At 65.4% G+C, this 17,755-nt stretch carries 2 protein-coding genes; both read right to left on the bottom strand.

The features are described from left to right. Positions 1-449: 449 nt before the first annotated feature. Entirely contained in the window at positions 450-9,119 is an 8,670-nt protein-coding gene (locus DL240_RS05755) for a PPC domain-containing protein (protein ID WP_146618126.1), read from the bottom strand. A 296-nt stretch (positions 9,120-9,415) separates the two neighbouring features. Then, complete coding sequence (locus tag DL240_RS05750; RefSeq protein WP_111728921.1) at positions 9,416-17,350, bottom strand: PPC domain-containing protein; 7,935 nt, start codon at positions 17,348-17,350, stop codon at positions 9,416-9,418. Positions 17,351-17,755: the final 405 nt, after the last annotated feature.

The following is a 17,755-nucleotide window of genomic DNA, read 5'->3' as shown; positions in this document are numbered from 1 at the left end:
TCGACATAGGTCTCTCCGGCGAGCCATCGCGCAGTTGAAGGAGAGGCGTCGGGCACGTTGACGCGTGTGTTTCAGTTCAAAAGAGCGGCGTCACGCACTCCGACACCTGTGTTTCAGTTCAAAAGAGAGGCGTCAGGCACTCCGACATCTGTGTTTCATCCGGCAGACGGTGCATTGAGTACTCCGATGCGTGTGTTTCACTTTAAAAGAGCGGCGTCGGGCACTTTGACGCGTGTGTTTCAGTTTGAACAAGAGATGCCGACCCCTCCGACGCGTGTATTTCAGTTTGAAAGAGAGGCGACGAAGCGCATCCACGCTCAGTAAGCTCTCTTCGCCCCCCTTCGCGCTCTCCCACACAAAGAAGGCCGCCCCCACGCATGGGGGCGGCCTTCTTCGTTGAGCTCAGCCCTTGCCGCGGCGGGATCTAAGGCCGCGGCAGGGGAAGAGGCTTAGTTGATGGTGGTCGAGATCTGGAACTGACCGCTGGCGTCGGCGTTCCAGCTGTCCACCACCAGGTAGTAGGTACCGGCTTCGGTGGCGGTGAAGACCACCGTCTCGTCACCCTCGCCATAGGTGTCGGCACCGGCCTGGCAGCTGGCCCGCTCATCACCACAGTCGCTGATGAGGTAGAGCGCCAGGTCGTTGGCCGCGTCGGCGACGTTGCCGGCTGTCGCCGTGACCGACTCGCCAGCGGCCAGCGTTACGGCGAAGACCGCGTCGGCGCCCGGGGCATCAAAGCCGGTGCAGCCCCCGTAGCCCGGGTCGAAGTGGGGGGTGTAGTTGGCAAAATCACCCACGAAGTTCTGGCCACTGCTCATGGGCACCGCGTCGGGGCAGACGTTGCCCACCGGCGGGGTGCAGGCCCCTTCGGAGCAGCCCGTGGCGCAGGTCTGCGTCACAAAGCCCGAGCCGTCGGCGGCGCAGACGTTGAGGTTGCCCGCTTCGTCGCAGAAGCCTTCGGTGGGCTGGCAGAGGGCCCGGGTCACCTCGATGTCGATGTCCACCGTGCCAGAAGCCTCATTGAGGACGGAGTCGTAGGAGTCGACGACGATGAAGTAGCGCCCGGCCGTCGGGACTCGATAGCTCACCGACGAGGAAGAACCACTACGAGCGTCGTCCCCGATGACACAGGCATCCGCCATAAGCTCCGAATCGGAGCACTCCGTGGTGATCCAGATCATGTTCCAGAAGTCGGCGTTGGTGAGCGTGACATCGATCACGTCGTTACGCAGTGCATCGACGTAATAGACCATGTCGGGGCCCGTACCCTCCTTGCCGGTACAGACGTAGCCACTCCCCAGAGCAGGGTCGTAATCACGGGTGAAGGCATCAAGTTCCACGCTCAGCGAGAGCGCGTCGCCGGCGTCGATGGCTCCGTCGCAGGTGTTGTTGGCCGGACGGTTGCAAGCGTCGTTGCCGCACCCCAGGGGGCACTCCAGGGTGTCGAAGAGGCCTGCGGCGTTGCAGTACTCCAGCACGGTGCCATCCAGGCAGGCCTGCTGGTTGTGGGCGCACGCGGCGTCGTAGATGTCGAACTCCACGATATACATATCCTGCGAGGACGCGTCGCCGTCGACCACCACGAAGTAGGTGCCACCGTTCTCCGAGTGGTACGCGGTCTGGGCGTCGGGCTCGCCAGAATCGTCGGCCAGGCAGGCGTCCATGTTCTGGCAGTCCTCCACGATCGAGACTCGGGGTTCGACGTTGTTGGCGGTCGAGCGAGCACGCACGCGCACCACCTGACCCGCGGCGAGCTCCACGCGGTAGACCGCGTCGCGCCCGGAGGACGAGGAGCCGTTGCAGCGGTTGGAGTAGGTGCCGTAGTCGTTGGAGAACTCGCTGAAGTCATCAAAGAGCACGGTGGGCGCGGTGATCAAGAGGGCGTCTTCGCAGGTGTCGTTGATCTGAGCCGGAGCGGCGCAGAAATCCCGGTCGCAGCCAAACTCGCAGCTGACCTGGGTATCAAACCCGGTGCCCTCGACGTTGCAGATGCTTACCGTGCCGCCTTCGCAGCGCGACTGACCCGGCAGGCAGACCTGGCCGGCCGAGGCCGGGGTGACATGGAAGCTCACCGAACGCCCGATGTCGGCCACCGGGGTCTCCCGGCGCTCATCGACGACCACAAAGTAGGTCTGCGACTCCTCGGCGATGAAGGAGAGATCCCAGTTACCAAAGGACGCGACCTGGCAGGCCTCGTTGATCGAGCCGGAGCAGTCGTCGAGCACGTACATCACGATGTCGTCGTAGTGGTATCGGTTGGTCGCTTCGTAATCCACGTCCAGACGATCGCCAGCGTTGAGCTCGATGCTGTAGATGCGGTCCGGACCGACGCTTCCGTAGTCCTCGGTGAGGTAGCACGAGGAGCTCGCATCGAACTCAAAGCCGTTGGTCGCGCCTTCGAGCACGTGGTCCACGGTGTCGCCGTCGTTCACCGGGATGGCGTCAAAGCAGAGGTTGCCCTCGGCCGTGGCGCAGCGGCCGTCCACACAGCCATCGGCACAGGCGTAGGTGCGCTCGATGCCGCGTTCATCGCAGTACTCAATGGCGCTGCCGTCTTCCGAACAGATGTGGGTGCCCGGGGTGCAGGAGTAGAGCGAGGAGACGCTCACGCTGAGCTCGTAGGTGCTAGAGGAGGTGCTGGTGGCCCGGCGGTCGACGACGACGAATACCGTCTTGTCTTCGTCGGCGACGTACTCAAAGCCACGCTCGATTGCCGCTCTGGCGGAGTCGCCCTGCGCCAGGCAGGTGCCGATGTTGCGGCAATCCTCCACCAGGTAAGCCATTCCCTCAGAGGCCTCGGAGGTAAAGTCCACCAGGAGCACCTCATCGGCCCGCAGGCTGATCTCGTAGAAGGTGTCCGCCCCGTGGGTTTCGTTGCCCTCGGTAAAGGCACACAGGCCGGTATCGGAGCCCCAGTCGCCCAGGTTGTTGGTGCCGTTGAAGTCGCCGGTGTAGACCACGCCGGGCTCCAGCAGGATGGCGTCGCCACAGGTTTGCCCGGTGGCCACCTCACAGCGGTCGTCGGAGCAGGTGCCCTGACACTCGGTCACTTCCAGCACGCCCAGCTCGTTGCAGTACTCCACGCCGGTGCCATCCGGGGTGCAGCGGGTGATGCCGTAGGCCACACACTCGGGCTGCATCACCTCGACCTCCAGGTCGAAGGTCTTACTGGACGAAGAGCTCTGGCGGTCGGCCACCACGTAGTAGGTGCCATCGGTCTCGATCGGGATGTAGGTGTTGTGCGAGCCGGAGCGGAAGTGACCGTTGGCCATGCAGCTCTCGATCTGGCCACACTCGCTGAGCACATAGAAGAGGCTCGAGGTCTCGGTGGTGGTGTACTTCACCCGGAGCACGTCCCCGGCGGAGGCCTCCACCGAGTAGATGCGATCGTAGCCGGTGGAGCTGGACTCAAAGGTGCAGGCGCCGTAGGTGCCGCTGCTCGCGCCGATCTGGTTGGAGAGGCCGACGTTGTTGGCGCTGACCGCCACGCCGTCGCCCGGCAGGGGGATGGCGTCAAAGCAGCGGTCGCCCTTGGGAGTCGCGCAGGTCAGGGCTTCGGTGCAGGCTCCATCGCACTGGTAGTCGTCTTCGAAGATGCCAAGCTCGTTGCAGAGCTGGATGTTACCGCTCTCCGCATCGCAGCGCTGCTCCCCGGGGGTGCATTCGGCCGGGGTGACGGTGGCGTGCACCGTCTGGGTGCCCCACTCGCCATCATCATCAATGACCAGATAGACACGACGGGCCTGGTCGGCCACATAGCGCACCTCGCCACCGCTGGAGGAATACAGGTTGTCGGAGACCTGACAGGAGGTCAGCGTGAAACAGTCTTCGAGCACCATCATCTCGACGCCAAATTGTCTGGCGTTGGGAGCCACGATGTCGAGCACATCGCCGGCCTCCAGATCGATGTGACGGTAGGCCTCGCCACGGGGGTTGCTACCGGAGATCGAGCAGGCGCCCGTGTCTTCCAGGCCCGAGTCCAGCCAGCTGGTGGGGCCCTGCGTGAGCACCACGTCTTGGTTCAGCGGAAGGGGCAGGGAGTCCTGGCAGCTCATACCGTCGGGGTGCGCACAAAACCCGGCCGAGCAGGAGCCGCTGGCGCAGGCGTAGTCCTCGTAATAGTTGAACGCGTTGCAGATCTGGACGGAGCTGCCGTCGGCGCTGCAGCGCTGCTGGCCCGGGGTGCATTCCGGGGTGTTGTAGTCGGCGGTCAGGGTGAACTCGCTATCGTCGATGGCCTGGCCGGTGCGGTCGACCACCACAAAGACGGTGCGATCGCGCTGGGCGACAAAGTTCATCTGGCTGTCGCGGTCGGTGGTGGCCACGGCGATGCAGGAGTTCAGGTCGGCGCAGTCGCCCAGGATGTAGGCGCGGGAGCCGTAGACCGACGACTCCAGGTCGACGGTCAGAGCCTGACCGGCCGGCACGAAGATCGAGTAGATGGTCTCGTTGCCGGGGAGGTTGGCCGGGAAGGTGCAGTCTCCGGCCTCCTGGCCGCTGGTCGGGCTCAGGGTGTTGGTGCCCTGGAAGGTGCCGGTGACCGGCTGACCGGCGATGAGGGGAATGGCGTCAAAGCACGCGTCGCCCACCGGCTGGTCGCAGGCGCCCTGGGAGCAGGTGCCATCGCAGGGGTAGAGGTCAAAGGTGCCCTGGTCGTTGCACATCCCCAGGGTGCGGCCGTCGGCCAGACACTCCATCGCGCCCGGCGTGCAGCCGGGCTGGGAGAGGGCGACATCAAGCAGGTAGTCGCCGCCGCTGGTGTCGCGGGTGTGCGAGACGACCACGTAGAGGGTCTCGTCGGCATTGGCCTGGTAGGTGAGTTCCGGGGCGTATCCCACCTCGGCGCTCACGGCCTGGCAGCCGGCGGAGCCCTGGTAGCAGTCGTTGGTGATGTACATAAACGCCCCTGAGGAGCGGCCGCGCAGCTTCGCGCTGAGCACCTCGCCGGCGCGTACATCCACCGCGTGCACGCGGGTGACCCAGTCGGCGTAGTCCTCTTCTTCGCCGATGATCTCGGTGAAGTCACAGGCGCCGGTGGCCTGGGCATCCAGGGGCACCGCGCCGGTGCCCGTGAGGGTACCGGCGTAGGTCTGACCCGGGGTCAGCACGACGGCGTCTTCGCAGATGCGGGCGTCGGGGGTGCCGCAGCGCCCGTCGATGCAACCGTCGGTGCAGCGGTAGGCCTGGTAGTCGCCCTGCGCGTCGCAGACCGCCAGGGTCTCGCCATCGGCCATGCAGTAGGCCTCACCATGCGTGCAGCCGGTGTCGGTCGGCGTGATGCCAAAGTAGATCTCGAAGTCACCGGAGGAGCTGGTGATGGTGTCCAGGACCACGAAGAGTACCTCGTCGGCCTGGGCCGTGTAGCTGAGCTGCTGCTGAAGCGAGGTGCTGGTGCCGGTGTTGCTTACCAGACAGGTATCAAAGGCCCCACAACTGCTCTGGAGGTAGAGCAGATGAGAGGTGCCGGAGCTACGCACTTCAAGGTGCTCGCCAGCCGCCAGGTGCACCTCATAGATCGCGTCGGGACCGGACGTGGTCAGCGAGGAGGTGTACTCGGCAAAGCAGCCGTTGGGCGAGGTTTTGGGAGAGACGTCAATGTCGTCGGCCATCAGGGCCATGCTACCGGTGAAGGTGCTCGATTCGGTGACCACCTGCGCGTTGGTGCAGGTATCGGCCGGAGCGTTTCGGCACACGCCAGCGCTGCATCCCTGCAGGCATTCGTAGCTCTCCCAGTAGCCGGCCGCCGTGCAGAATTCGGCGGTGAGGCTGTCCATGCAGCGGCGCTCGCCATACTCGCAGGTGATGTCCACAACCTTGAAGTTGAGGACGTAGCCTTCGGACGAGGAGGAGTGCCGGATGTAGCGCGAGGCGACCACGAAGACCGTCTCGTCCTGCTCGGCGAAGTGCACCAGTTCGGGATTGTCTCCGCGGGTGGTGTTATCCAGGCAGGTGTCGGCCTGACCACACTCGCTCAAGATGTAGTAGACACCGCTGTAGGCGTCGTTGACACCGGTGACTTCCAGGGCCTGTCCGGCGCGCAGCGCGACCGAATAGATGGCCTGGGGCCCCAGGATCGGATCGCCTGCGTCGTAGCGGCTCTCGGAGTTGGAGAAGTCACAGGCGCCCAGGACCTCACCGGGAATCTCCACGCCGGTGCTGCGGGCGTTGAAGGAGCCGGCCACGACCTGGCCATCGGTGACCGGGATGGCGTCAAAGCAGGCGTCGCCCCGGGGGCTGTCGCAACTCATGCCGGTGCAGCCGGCGACGCAGGCGTAGTTCGCCGGAGCGCCTTGCGGGCCACAGTAGGAGAGGGTGTCGGCGTCGGCGCAGCCGAGCACTTCGCCGGGGGTGCAGCCGGGCAGGGCCAGGGTGGCCTCCAGCTCAAAGGAGCCGGTCTCACCGGACTGGGAGTCGACGATGATGAAGTAGCGTCCGTCACGGGGGGCGACAAGCTGCACGAGCTCGCCAGCGCCCACACCGCTGTCGCTGCCGGACAGGCAGGTTTCGGCCGCGCGGTTGCAGTCCGTGGTGATCCAGATCGCGGCGTCAAAGTCGCTCTCCAGACGCGCGGTGAGCACATCGCCGGCCGAAGCGTCGACGAAGAAGGTGGCGTCGCCTCCGGCGGCGCTGCGGCCGGTGCAACCGTTGGATTTCGGCGAGTAGTCGTTGCCGTAGTCCTCGATCACTCCCTGGAAGGTGCCGCCGGTGCTCAGGATATCGATGGCGCTGCGGCAAACCTGGTTGGTGCCCGGGTTGCAGGTGGCGCTGTCGTCCGACGACTCCGCGTCGCCTTCGGGATTACAGCCGAAGTTACAGGTGCGCTCAGTCTCCAGCGCGATGCCGGCGGCGTTGCAGCGGACCAGCTCGTCGCCGGAGCACTCAGCCAGTCCGGGCTCACAGACCACCGCCCCGGTTTCGATGCGGATCTCGGAGTCGCCGGTGGGCGTGATCGTGGAGGAGGCGACCAGGCGCAGGTTCTCCAAGACCTCGGAGGTGTTGGTGTAGGTGAGGCGCTGCAGGACGCGTCCGTCGGCACGCGCGGTGGTCTCGACCTGGGCAGCCAGGCAGCTCAGGTCGGCATCGGCGCAGTCGTCGAGGAGCAGCAGAGCGGTGTGGTCGCTGGTGGTGATGAGCTCGGCCTGAAGGGCGTGCCCGGCCGGAATCTGCACGGCGTAGACCACCTCAGGGCCAAAGGTGCGGGTGGCTTCAGCCGCGCTCAGGCAGCTCTCGCCGGCTTCCACGTCCCCACCTTCCAGGCTGACCTCGTCGCTGTAGTCATTCCAGTCGATCAGGCCTTCAAAGCCCGCCGAAGCATCGATGGCGTTGACGCAGGTGTCGCCGGCGTTGCCTTCGCAGAGCCCGCTTTCTTCCACGCAGCCTCCCAGGCAGGTGACTTCTTCGAAGCCGGTGCCCAGGGCGTTGCAGTAGCGGGAGGTGCCGTTGTCCAGGCAGCTGGCCGCGCCCGGCGAACAGACCAGGGGATCGATGCTCAGATCGATGTTGAAGGCGCCGCCGGTGGCGTTGCTCGGCCCCTTGACCACGGCGAAGTAGGTGCCCGGGTCGAGGGTCTGGCGGATGCGCTGAATCACGCCGGCACCTACAGCGTACTGGCAGGCCAGCTCGCTGAACTCCGACTCGCAGGTGGTGCGCAGCGAGAGGGTCAACTCCACCGAGGCCGACGGGGTCAGCATCAGATCCACGCGGCTGCGCTCGGTGACCTCAAAGGTGAAGATTTGCTCGCCGGCGGTGCTCCCCTCATCGGCGCAGGTCGGCTGCATCTGGTAGCTGGTGCTCTCGGCGCTGTTTCCGCTGGCCGAGGCGCCGTTCTCCAACACGATCGCCTGCTGGCAGACCTGATGAACCGCCTCGGGGACCACGTCGGCAAAGACCTGATAGCGGACGCCCGGGTCGCGCACCTGGCCGGCATCCCGCACCTCGATGCGATGGACGCCCATCTGCGCGGCGTTGCGCAGGCGAGCAAAGGAGGCGACGCCGCGGGCATCGGTGAGGGTGCGGCTGAGCTCGGTGCCGTCGGTGCCAAAGATGCTCACCTCCAGGTCGCCCAGACCGCGGTCTTCGGAGAGCGCACGCACGTCCACCACCAGGGTGCCGCGGACCACGCCGCGCCCCAGGGTGTCGAAGGTGAAGACGTCAACGTCGCCGCTGCAGATGCCGGCCGAGACCAGCCCTTCGACCGCGGCATCATCAATGTTGGTCGCGTCGGCGGTGGTGTCGTTGGGCTCCAGGGCGTCGGCCTCACAGGCCACGGGATCGACGCAGAGGCCGCCCTGGCAGGCGCGATCGTCGCTGCAGTCGATGGCGCTGGAGCAGCCCGCCGGGTTCTCTTCGCAGATCACCGCGAGCCCCTCGGCGTCGTAGGAGCAGAGCTGGTTGCCATCACAGGTGATGCAGGCCGCGTCCTGAGGCTGGCAGCTCCCGGCGATGCAGTAGGAGCCATCGGTGCAATCGTCGCCGCTTTCGCAAACCTCGGGGTCGACGCATTGCCCGGTGGCCGGGTCGCAGACGCCGCGGGAGCACTCGGTGGTGTCGTCGCAGAGGTTGGCCTGGCAGGTGTCTTCGTCGTTGCAGAAGAAGCCTTCGGCGCAGTTACGGTCGGAGCCTTCGCAGACCTCCGCGTTGACGCAGGCGCGCTCTTCAAGTGAGCAGACCCCGCGGCCCTCCTCGCAGCCCAGGTTGGCGCAGAAGTCGTCTTCGCTTACGCAGAGGTTTTCGTCGCAGACGAAGCCTTCCAGGCAATCGGTGGCCTGGGTGGAGATCGCGCAGGCCGGGGCGTTCTCGCACTGGCCGGTGGCCTCGGAGCACTGACCGCGCTCGCAGCTCACCCCTTCGCAGCTCGTTTCCTCGCAGCTGCCGCCCTCGCCGCAGATAAACCCTTCGACGCAGTCTTCGGCGATGGTGCAGGCGTCGCTGTTGACGCATTCGCCGGCCTGACAGACCCCGCGCTCGCAGCTGACATCCTCGCAGAGGTCGACATTCTGGGGGTCGTCGTCGCCACAGGCGACGGCGACAAGCGCCCAGCCGGTAAGCATCAACGTCGAAAGTATCCGGCGCAGAAATTGCGTCGAACCATCCGATCTCTGAAGGGGGTTTCGCTGCATGGTGAGTCCTCACGTAAAAAAATGTCTTCCTGGCCACATCAAAGCCGCGACCGAGGCCTGCGATCGCCGCAGCTTTCGCTGAAACACTGTAGTTTCGCTATGTTAGCTGGAGAGCTGCGCATCCATCACGATGATGAAGCGCAAATTTAATGTCAAGGAGATTGCAGGAATAGCGTATTTTTACATGAATTCTGTAATTTTGACGTTCCAGATTCCGTTTTCTGGAACGCAAGAAAAAAGCCGACGGTCCAGGGTGGCCGTCGGCGAGGAAAAGCACGTCGTTGTTTGAGAAGGCGTCAGTCGGTGATGTTCAGGGAGAGTTCATAGGGGCCTGCGTCTTCGGTGGTGTAGCTGTCGACCACGATCACATAGGATCCGGCGTCGGGCGCCACAAAGCCGATCGACTCGCTGACTGTTCCAAAGGTGTCGGTACCGGCCAGACAGCTCGAAACCAGGGCACAGGTTTGGAGCACGTAGAGCGAGAGGTCGTTTTGTCCGCCGTCGATGTTTCGCACAGTCGCGTCGAGGCGTTGACCGGCCTCCAGGCTGACCTCGTAGAGCGCATCGGGGCCGGGGGTATCAAAGCCGGTGCAGCTGGGGTAGCCCAGATCGATGCGCGGGGTTAGCGCGCTCAGATCCCCCTGGAAGGTGCCGCTGGCATCGACCGCGATGAGGTCTTCGCAGCGATCGCCACGAGGCTCTGTGCAGGCTCCGACCACGCACGAGCCATGGCAGGGGTAGGGCTCGTAGCTGGCGCGGTCGGCGGCGCATACGCCCAGGGTCTGCGCGTCCATGCAGGAGGTCTGGCCGTGCTCGCAGAGAGGGGCGTCGACCCAGACGTCGACCTGGAATGCTCCGGTGGCCCCTTCATCTCCAGCGTCGGCAAAGAGGTAGTATCGCCCGGCTTGTTCGGGCACAAACACCAGCTCCTGGAGTTCGCCGGGGAGCGCTCCCCGCTGGCCGGCCACACAGGAGCCGGCGTCGCCGCAGCCCTGGCCGATCCAGAGTGAGGCGCCGGTAGCCTCGGAGGTCAGGGTGAAGGTGATGCGTTCGTAGGCCTCGACGTCGACAAAGAAGAGGGCCTCCGGCCCGAGTTCGGCGTTGCCGGTGCAGCTCAGGGTGTCCGGGGCGTAGAGGGGAGTGTAGGCGCCGAGATCTGCCTGGAAGGCGAGGCCCAGGCTGGCATCGATGGCGTCCTCACACGTGTTGTTGGGGGGCGGAATGCAGCCCTCCTCTTCGCAACCGAAGTAACACTGTCGGGGCACGATGCGCCCGAGATTATCGCATTCCAGGAGGGTGAAGTCGTCCTGGCAGAGGTTTTGGCCGGGGACGCATTCGGTCGGGCCCAGTTCAAAGTCCAGGGTGTAGAGTGTGTTGTGTGTGTAGGGGGAGTCCACCACCAGGTAGAGGGTTTTATCGGTGTCGGCGGCGTACTCCAGGGTGCCGTAGGCGCCGTAAGTGCTGGCAGCCAGGCAGCTGGCCTCGGCGTCTGCGCAGTCTTCCAGGAGGTAGAGCAGAACTCCGGAGGAGGAGGTGACGCTGGAGACGCGCAGCACCTGGCCGGCCTCCAGGGGGACAGCGTAGATCGCGTCGGCCCCGGAGGTGCTGCGCCCGGTGCACGCGGTGGAGGGGAGGGTGATCGTGTTGGAGAAGCGCCCCAGGGTGTCGCTTACGCGCTGGGACTGTTCGATGAGCATGGCCTGCGGGCAGGTGTCGTTGAGCTCACTCTCCGGAGGCGCCGCGCAGCGATCGCGCTGGCAGCCGTACTCGCAGCTCATCAGGGTATCGACCTGGGTGCCGGAGGCGTTGCACCAGGCCAGGGTTTGTTCGTCGCCCTGACAGTAAGGCTGGCCGGGCTGGCAGATGCCCCCGCCGCGTAGCAGGCGAGTGCTCAAGGTGAAGCTGTAGGGGTTCCATCCCAAGGGGCTGACAATGACCAAGTAGTAGGTGCCGGTGGCCGGGATGAAGAACTCCTCGGCGGTGGTGTCGAGGTAGCCGGCGACACAGGACTCATCGACGGAAGCCTGGCAGTCGGAAAGCAGGAAAAGGCTGATATCGTTGGCCGAGGTGCTCACCCGGGCCTCCAGAATGTCACCGGCGTGGAGATCGAGGGCGAAGACGGTGTCTTTGCCCGGCGATCCCAATCGTTGACCGTAGGTGCAGGCTGCATCCCGTAGCGAGAGTTCCTTGCTGAACGACGCAAATTCGCCGGAGAACTCGTCGCCGGGGCTCAGTCGGTAGGCGTCCAGGCAGGTGTTGGCGGTGGGCTCGGTGCAGAAGCCGGCCTCGCAGTCGCTCTGGCAGGCAAAGGACTCCCAGACGCCGAATGCGTTGCAGTACTCCACGCGCTGGCGGGCGCCGTCGCAGCGACGAGCGCCGTAGGCGCATTCGGGGAACTCCATCGCTACGTTGAGCTGGTAGGTTGTCGATGTGGGGAAGGTGCTGGTGGAGTCGACGACCAGCACGGCGTCCATCGCCTGGGGGGCGACATAGAAGAGTTCGTCCTCGTAGCGAGTCGGTTGCGCTTGCAGGCAGCTGTCCATCTGGCCGCAGCTAGCGAGGAGGTACATCAGGCCTGAGTAGTAGGTCGAGGAGCTGTTGAGACGAGCGCGCAGCACCTGCCCGGCCTGCAACGAGACGTGGTAGAGGGTGTGATGCCCGCGGGGCAGGTGCCCGTTAAAGTCGCAGTCGCCGAGCTGCTCGGGATCGACGTTCAAGCCCAGGGTTCCGGACCAGCCGCCCTGGAAGGTGCCGCCGGCGGAGGCGTCGATGAGGTCTCCACAGTGACTTCCTCCGGGGATGACGCAGGCCCCATCCTGGCAGCCCCCCTCACAGGGGCGGTAGTCGTAGACTCCCGGCTCCACGCAGATGGCCAGGTCCTGAGCGTCGGCCGAGCAGGACGTGGTTCCTGGCACGCAGCTCCCTGGAGACTGGATCTCAACGCCCAGGGTGAAGGGTTCCCCCTGAGCGGAGGCGTAGCGGCTGTCTACGACCACAAAGTAGGTGCCGGTGGTCGGCGCCTGGAAGTCCAGTGTGTTGGTCGTGGTGGTGGCGCGGCTGGCCAGGCAACTCTGAGCATCAAAGCAGTCGCCGAGCACATAGAGCCAGGCCTGAGCGTAGGGGGTGTCCAGCGTGGCGCGCAGCCACTGGTCGGCGTTGAGGTCCACGGCGTAGATCGCCTCCGGGCCGAGCGGGGAGTTGAAGGAGCTAAAGTCGCAGGCGCTGTTGGCGGTCGGACTGAGCGACGAGTTTCCCTGGAAGGTGGCGCTGACCTGGTCGCCGTGGTTCAGCGCTATGGCTTCGGCGCAGCTCAGGCCGTCGGGGTTCTGGCAGGCGTTTTGTGCGCAGCCGCCGGAGCAGGGGAGGCTCTCCCAGCGTCCGTAGGGCGTGCAGCGGCGGAGTTCGGTCGCGTCATCGGAGCAGGTTTGTTCCCCGGGGGTGCACTCCTGCTCATGGACGGCGACCTCCAGGCCGAAAGGCGCGGATGATGTGGAGGAGGTGGTGCGGTCGACCGCCAGGAAGTAGCGCCCGGCCTGCGGCGCCACGAAGTCGACCCGGACGTCGGCTCCTGACTCAAAGGCCAGGCAGCCTGCGGCGTGTGCGTCACAGCTTTCCAAGAGCATCAGGGTCGGGGCGTAGGCCGATGTTGTCAGGCGCGCCTGGAGTACCTGTTCGGCCTGCAGGTCGATGGCGAAGATCGTGTCTCGTCCCGAGGTTGCAGTCCGAACGGCGCACTCTTCCTGAGCCTGGGGGGCGGCCTCCAGGTGGTTGCTTCCGGTGAAGTCGCCGTTGAGGGTGGTGTTGGCGCTGATGACGATGGGATCGTGGCAGACATCGCCTCTCGGGGTGGTGCAGGCGCCATTGAGGCAGCCGCCCGGGCAGCCGATGGAGCGCAGCTGAAGGGTATCGGCGTCGCAGTAGCTGAGGACATCGTCGCCGGTGCAGCGGAGCTCTCCCGGAGAGCAGGGTTCGTGCTCCACGGTGTAGAAAAACTCATAGGGCACCTGACTCAGGGAGTAGTTTGACGTGCGATCAAGGGCCATGATCAGCGTGCGGTCCTCTTCGGCCACAAATCGCAGCTCTCCACTGCGCCCCCGGGTCTGGCTGGCCGCCACGCAATCCTGTGGGCTGCGGCAGTCCTCCAGAAAGTAGAGCGTGGCGTCGGCTTCGGGGCTCTTAAAGTAGGCCGTGAGCGCATCGCCCTGACGAAGCGACACTTCCCAGAAGCGATCCGGCCCGGGGGAGGTCTGGGAGAGGCCGTTGGCGGCGCAGGCCGCCGAGGGAGTGCTGCTTAGATCGAAGCTGCTCGTGCCGACGAGATTGCCGCTGGCAAGCTCTCCGGCGTTTAGCGTTGCTGGCTCGAAGCATGAGGTGCCGGAGGGCAGCTGACAGCGGTCCTGGTTGCAGCCCACGCTACAGCGATACTCCTCAAAGAGGCCGTAGTCGTTGCAGTAGCCCAGGCTCACCTGGTCCGGCATGCAGGTGCGCTCCCCCGGCGAACAGCTCTGGGGGGCGACCCGTACTTGGAGTTCAAAGGTCTGGGTCAGGGGGCCGGCTACGCTGCGATCGACGACGACGTGCACGCGTTCGGCGGCCTGGGCGACGTAGTAGAGTTCGGAGGCTCCCGATGCCGCCTGGGCCAGGCAGTTGTTCCGGGCATCGCAGCCGCCGATGACATAGAGCAGGGCGGTGGAGGCGGTGGTGTCCAGTGTAGCGTGCAGTACGTCTCCGGCCTGCAAGTCCACGGCGTACACGGTGTCTACCCCGGGGGCCTCGGCGGCGGTGAGAGCACAGCCGGTGTCCGGGTTGAGACTCTCGCTGCCGCTCCAGGAGCCGCTGACCCGCTCACCACTCTGCAAGAGGGGGGCGTCTTCACAGATATCGCCCCGGGGAGTGCTGCAACGCGCATCATGACACCCCCCGTCGCAGAGGTAGGGCTCATAGAAGCCCTCCTGATTGCAGACGCCCAGGTTCGAGGCGTCCAGGCAGGTCAGCGTGCCGGTGGCGCAGCCGGGGCTCTGAAGCGAGGTGACCAGCTCAAACTCTGAGGAACTCGGAGCTCCGACGACACGGTCGACGACGATGTACACGCGCTCGTCTTGTTGGCCGGCGACGTGCCAGAGGCGATGTTCTCGTCCTTGCCGCGATGCATTGAGGCAGCTGTCGGCGTCTCCGCATTCACCAAGGATGTAGGCGATTGCGAAGGAGTTTTCCGCGCTTACCTCGACGTCCAGGCGCTGGCCGGCGGGGACGTCGATGGCAAAGATCGTCTCGGGGCCAGCGCCGGCAGCGTTGAAATCGCAGCCGCCCGCCAGGCCTTCTCCGGGGGCGATGGTGTTGGTGCCACGGAAGTCGCCCCGCACGGGCTCTCCGGCGGCGATCTGGCGCGCATCCGCGCAGATATCTCCGGCGGGTTCGGCGCAGGCGCCTGCCACGCAGCCGCCGGCACAGGTGGCGGTCTGAGGCTGGCCGTAGCGATCGCAATAGGCCAGCTCCCCGGCGCTTGCGCAGCCGGCGACCTGGCCGGGCACGCAGAGGGGCTCCAGCACCCGGGCCTCCAGCACAAAGGAGCCTTCGGGCGCCGGGGCTTCGTTGAGCGCGGCGACCCGTACGAAGTAGCGCGCCGGCGCCGGTGCAACAAAACGCAGGGTTTGTTCGCCGGCCGCCGTATTGTTCTGGGTGGCTTCGCAGCTGGCGGCGAAGTCATCGCATTGGGTGGCGACGTCGAGCGCCGCCGCAAAGTTTGCGTTAAGGGTTAGGTCCAGTACATCGCCGCTTTGAAGGTCGACAAAGAAGAGGGCGTCGGCCCCGGAGACCTCTGGCGAGCACCCGTCGACTGTCGAGAGCGTCCCGTAGTCGTCGATACGTCCCTCAAAGGCGCCCTGACGCAGGTCGTAGGCGCCTTTGCATTCCTGATTTTGCGCCGGAGCACAGCTAGCGCCCTCGTTGAGCGTCTCGCAACCATAGGGGCAGGAGCGCTCTGGTAGAAAGCCTGTCCCCGAGGGTGCGCAGACCTCCAGCCCATCGCCAGAGCAGCGGATATGGCCGGGATCGCAGATGATGTCTCCGGCAAGGATGCGCAACCGGGGCTCCTCGGCGATCAGGGCGACGCCGCTGTCGGCGACGACGTACACCGTCTGCGGGGCCGTGGAGGTGTTGATGTAGACGGCGGTCTGCTCAAAGCGTTGATGATCCGCCGGCGCGTGGGCGTTGGCGCCGGCCAGGCAGGAGGTCTGTGGTTGCTGGCAGTTCTCCAGGATGTAGATCGAAGTCTGGGCCACGTCGCTACTGAGCCAGCCTTCGACGGCCTGGCCCGGCTGCAGGGTGACGCTGTAGACGGCGTCGGAGTAGGCCGTGGCCTGAGACTGGCTGTTATTCGGGACACAGGCGCCGGGCCCGGGGTCGTAGTCGGCACTCAGGTCGCGCCAGCTGATTTCTCCCAGATATCCAGCGCTCGCGTCGATGGCGTTGACGCAGGTGTCGCCGGGCGTCCGTGTGCACGCGCCGGTCTCGGCGGCGCAGCCCTCGTCGCAGCTCTGAGGGGCAAAGCCGCTGCCGTCGGGCAGACATACCTCCGATTGCTCCTGGGTCAGGCAGCGACTCTGGCCCGGCGAGCAGCTAAGCGGGTCGATGGAAAGGGAGAGATCGAAGGCGCCACGCTCGGAGGCGCTCTGGCCCTGGACGAGCGCGTAATACTCTCCCTTGCGCAGCACGGCCTCGAGCGCCTGGCCGGCTACAACCTCATGTGGCAAGGCGCAGGCCAGCGCGCCATCTGGTGCATCACACGATCGCCGCAAGACGATGCCCAGCGCCGCGCCCCCCACCAGGCGCAGGCTCAAGCGCACCCTGCTGGTCTCTTCTACCACAAAGCGAAAGGCCCGGGCCGGAGCGTTAGAGTCGAGGCAATCGCCGGCAAGTGCTCCGAGCACACCGTTGGTGGTATCGCTGCGGTGGGTTCCGGGCTCGAGCGTGGGGGCATCGGTGCAGAGCGTGGCAGCCGTCTCTTCGACAAAGCGCGCAGCAACCGAGTAGCGCAGCCCGGCGGCCGGCGAGTCGCCCTGGTCGCTCAGTCGTACATCTACGCTGTAGACGCCAAGCTGGTGGGCTAGTACCAGATGCTCCAGGCGTAGTGCTCCGTGGGGGCTGGTCGGGGCGCGGGCGACCTCGTTGCCCGCGGGGTCGAGGAGCGCGACATCGAGCACCCCGGCGCCAATGTCTTCTTCGTGCAGCCGCACTTCAAAGACGGCTACGCCCCGGATCAGCCCCTGGCCTTGAAGGTTGTAGGCGAATCGATCCACATCTTCGGCGCAGATCGTGGCCGGCACAGGCGTCGGATCGTGTTGGAACCACGCGTTAAGGTCAGTGGCGCTTTCTGCCGTGTTATTGGGCTCCAGGGTATCGTCGTAACAGTGCTCGACGGTGGTGCATTTGCCGGCGAGGCAGCGTCGCGTGTCCAGGCAATCGGTGGAGCGCTGGCAGCCGAGGGGATTCTCCAGACAGCGCACCTCGTTGGTGTTTGGCGCCACATCACAGCTCTGATTACCCGGGCAGACCTCGCAGGCGTCGGCCGGAACTTCACAGGCGCGCGCGATACACCAGAGGCCATCCAGGCACTCCTCCTGGTGCTCACAGCGATCGGCGCTGACGCACTCTCCCGATGCCGGGTCACAGACCCCGCGGGGGCACTCCTGCGTGTCTTCATCGCAGATATTGGGCTGGCAGCGGTTGTCTGCGGCGCAATAAAATCCGGCCAGGCAGCGGGCATCGTTGTTGTAGCAGTGCTCGGCGTTGATGCAGGCACGCTCTTCGAGGGAGCAGACGCCACGATTGGCAGCGCACCCAAGCTCGGCACAAAACTGCTCATTGCTGACGCAGCGCCCCTCGTCACAGAGGTGGTCGTCGAGGCAGGCGCGCTCCTGGGTCAGGGAGGTGCAGATCACGTCGTTGACGCATTCGCCGCTGGCGGGATCGCAGATGCCCCGGGCGCAGGTGACCTCCTCGCAGAGGCCGGTCTCATCCGGGGAGCACTGGCCGGCGATGCAGGCAAAGCCGTCGAGGCAATCACGCGGGGACTCGCAGGCCGGGGCGTTTTCGCAGTGCCCGGGCTCGGCGCAGATCCCGCGTTCACAGGGAGAATCCTCGGAGCAGTCACGCAGTGGCTCTTCGTCGCCACAGGCGACGAGCGCGAGCATGAACAGGGGAAACAACAGGCAGATGGAGAAGATGCGCATGGCATGGCCTTAGAGGGCGATGCCGCGGGAAGAGGGGCCCACGGTCCGGGATATGGTGAAGGTCCGTAGAGCGTGGTCGAAAGGGGGCGGAGGGTCAAGGAGGGGATGGTGGCGGGAGGCGATGGCATTACATAAAAGAGATGAGGATCAGCCCACCCAAAAGCGGTAGAGACGATGAGGACGTAGTCCAGATGGCCGGGACGGTGGGCGTATTCGCCCCCAAAGGGCTTGGCCGGCGGCGAGTGAGGTTGATTTTAGATGGAAAGGAGCCTTGCAGGCGATGTGAGCGCGACCTGCCGGTCTATAACGCGTTTGCAGGTGACCCGATTGTGATTTCGCAGACGGGGAACTCGCTAACGTCTGCCGTAACCATGTTTTAGTTTCGGAGAACGTGTTTGCAGGGGG

It is taken from the genome of Lujinxingia litoralis, assembly GCF_003260125.1.
Taxonomy (GTDB): domain Bacteria; phylum Myxococcota_A; class Bradymonadia; order Bradymonadales; family Bradymonadaceae; genus Lujinxingia; species Lujinxingia litoralis.
The sequence above is the reverse complement of the archived record's forward strand: the minus strand, read 5'-3'. Positions and strand labels throughout refer to the sequence as shown.

Bases quoted from the DNA above. Each gene is read 5' to 3' on its own strand.
- DL240_RS05755 (WP_146618126.1), bottom strand. From the start codon at position 9,119: ATGCAGCGAAACCCCCTTCAGAGATCGGATGGTTCGACGCAATTTCTG.
- DL240_RS05750 (WP_111728921.1), bottom strand. From the start codon at position 17,350: ATGCGCATCTTCTCCATCTGCCTGTTGTTTCCCCTGTTCATGCTCGCG.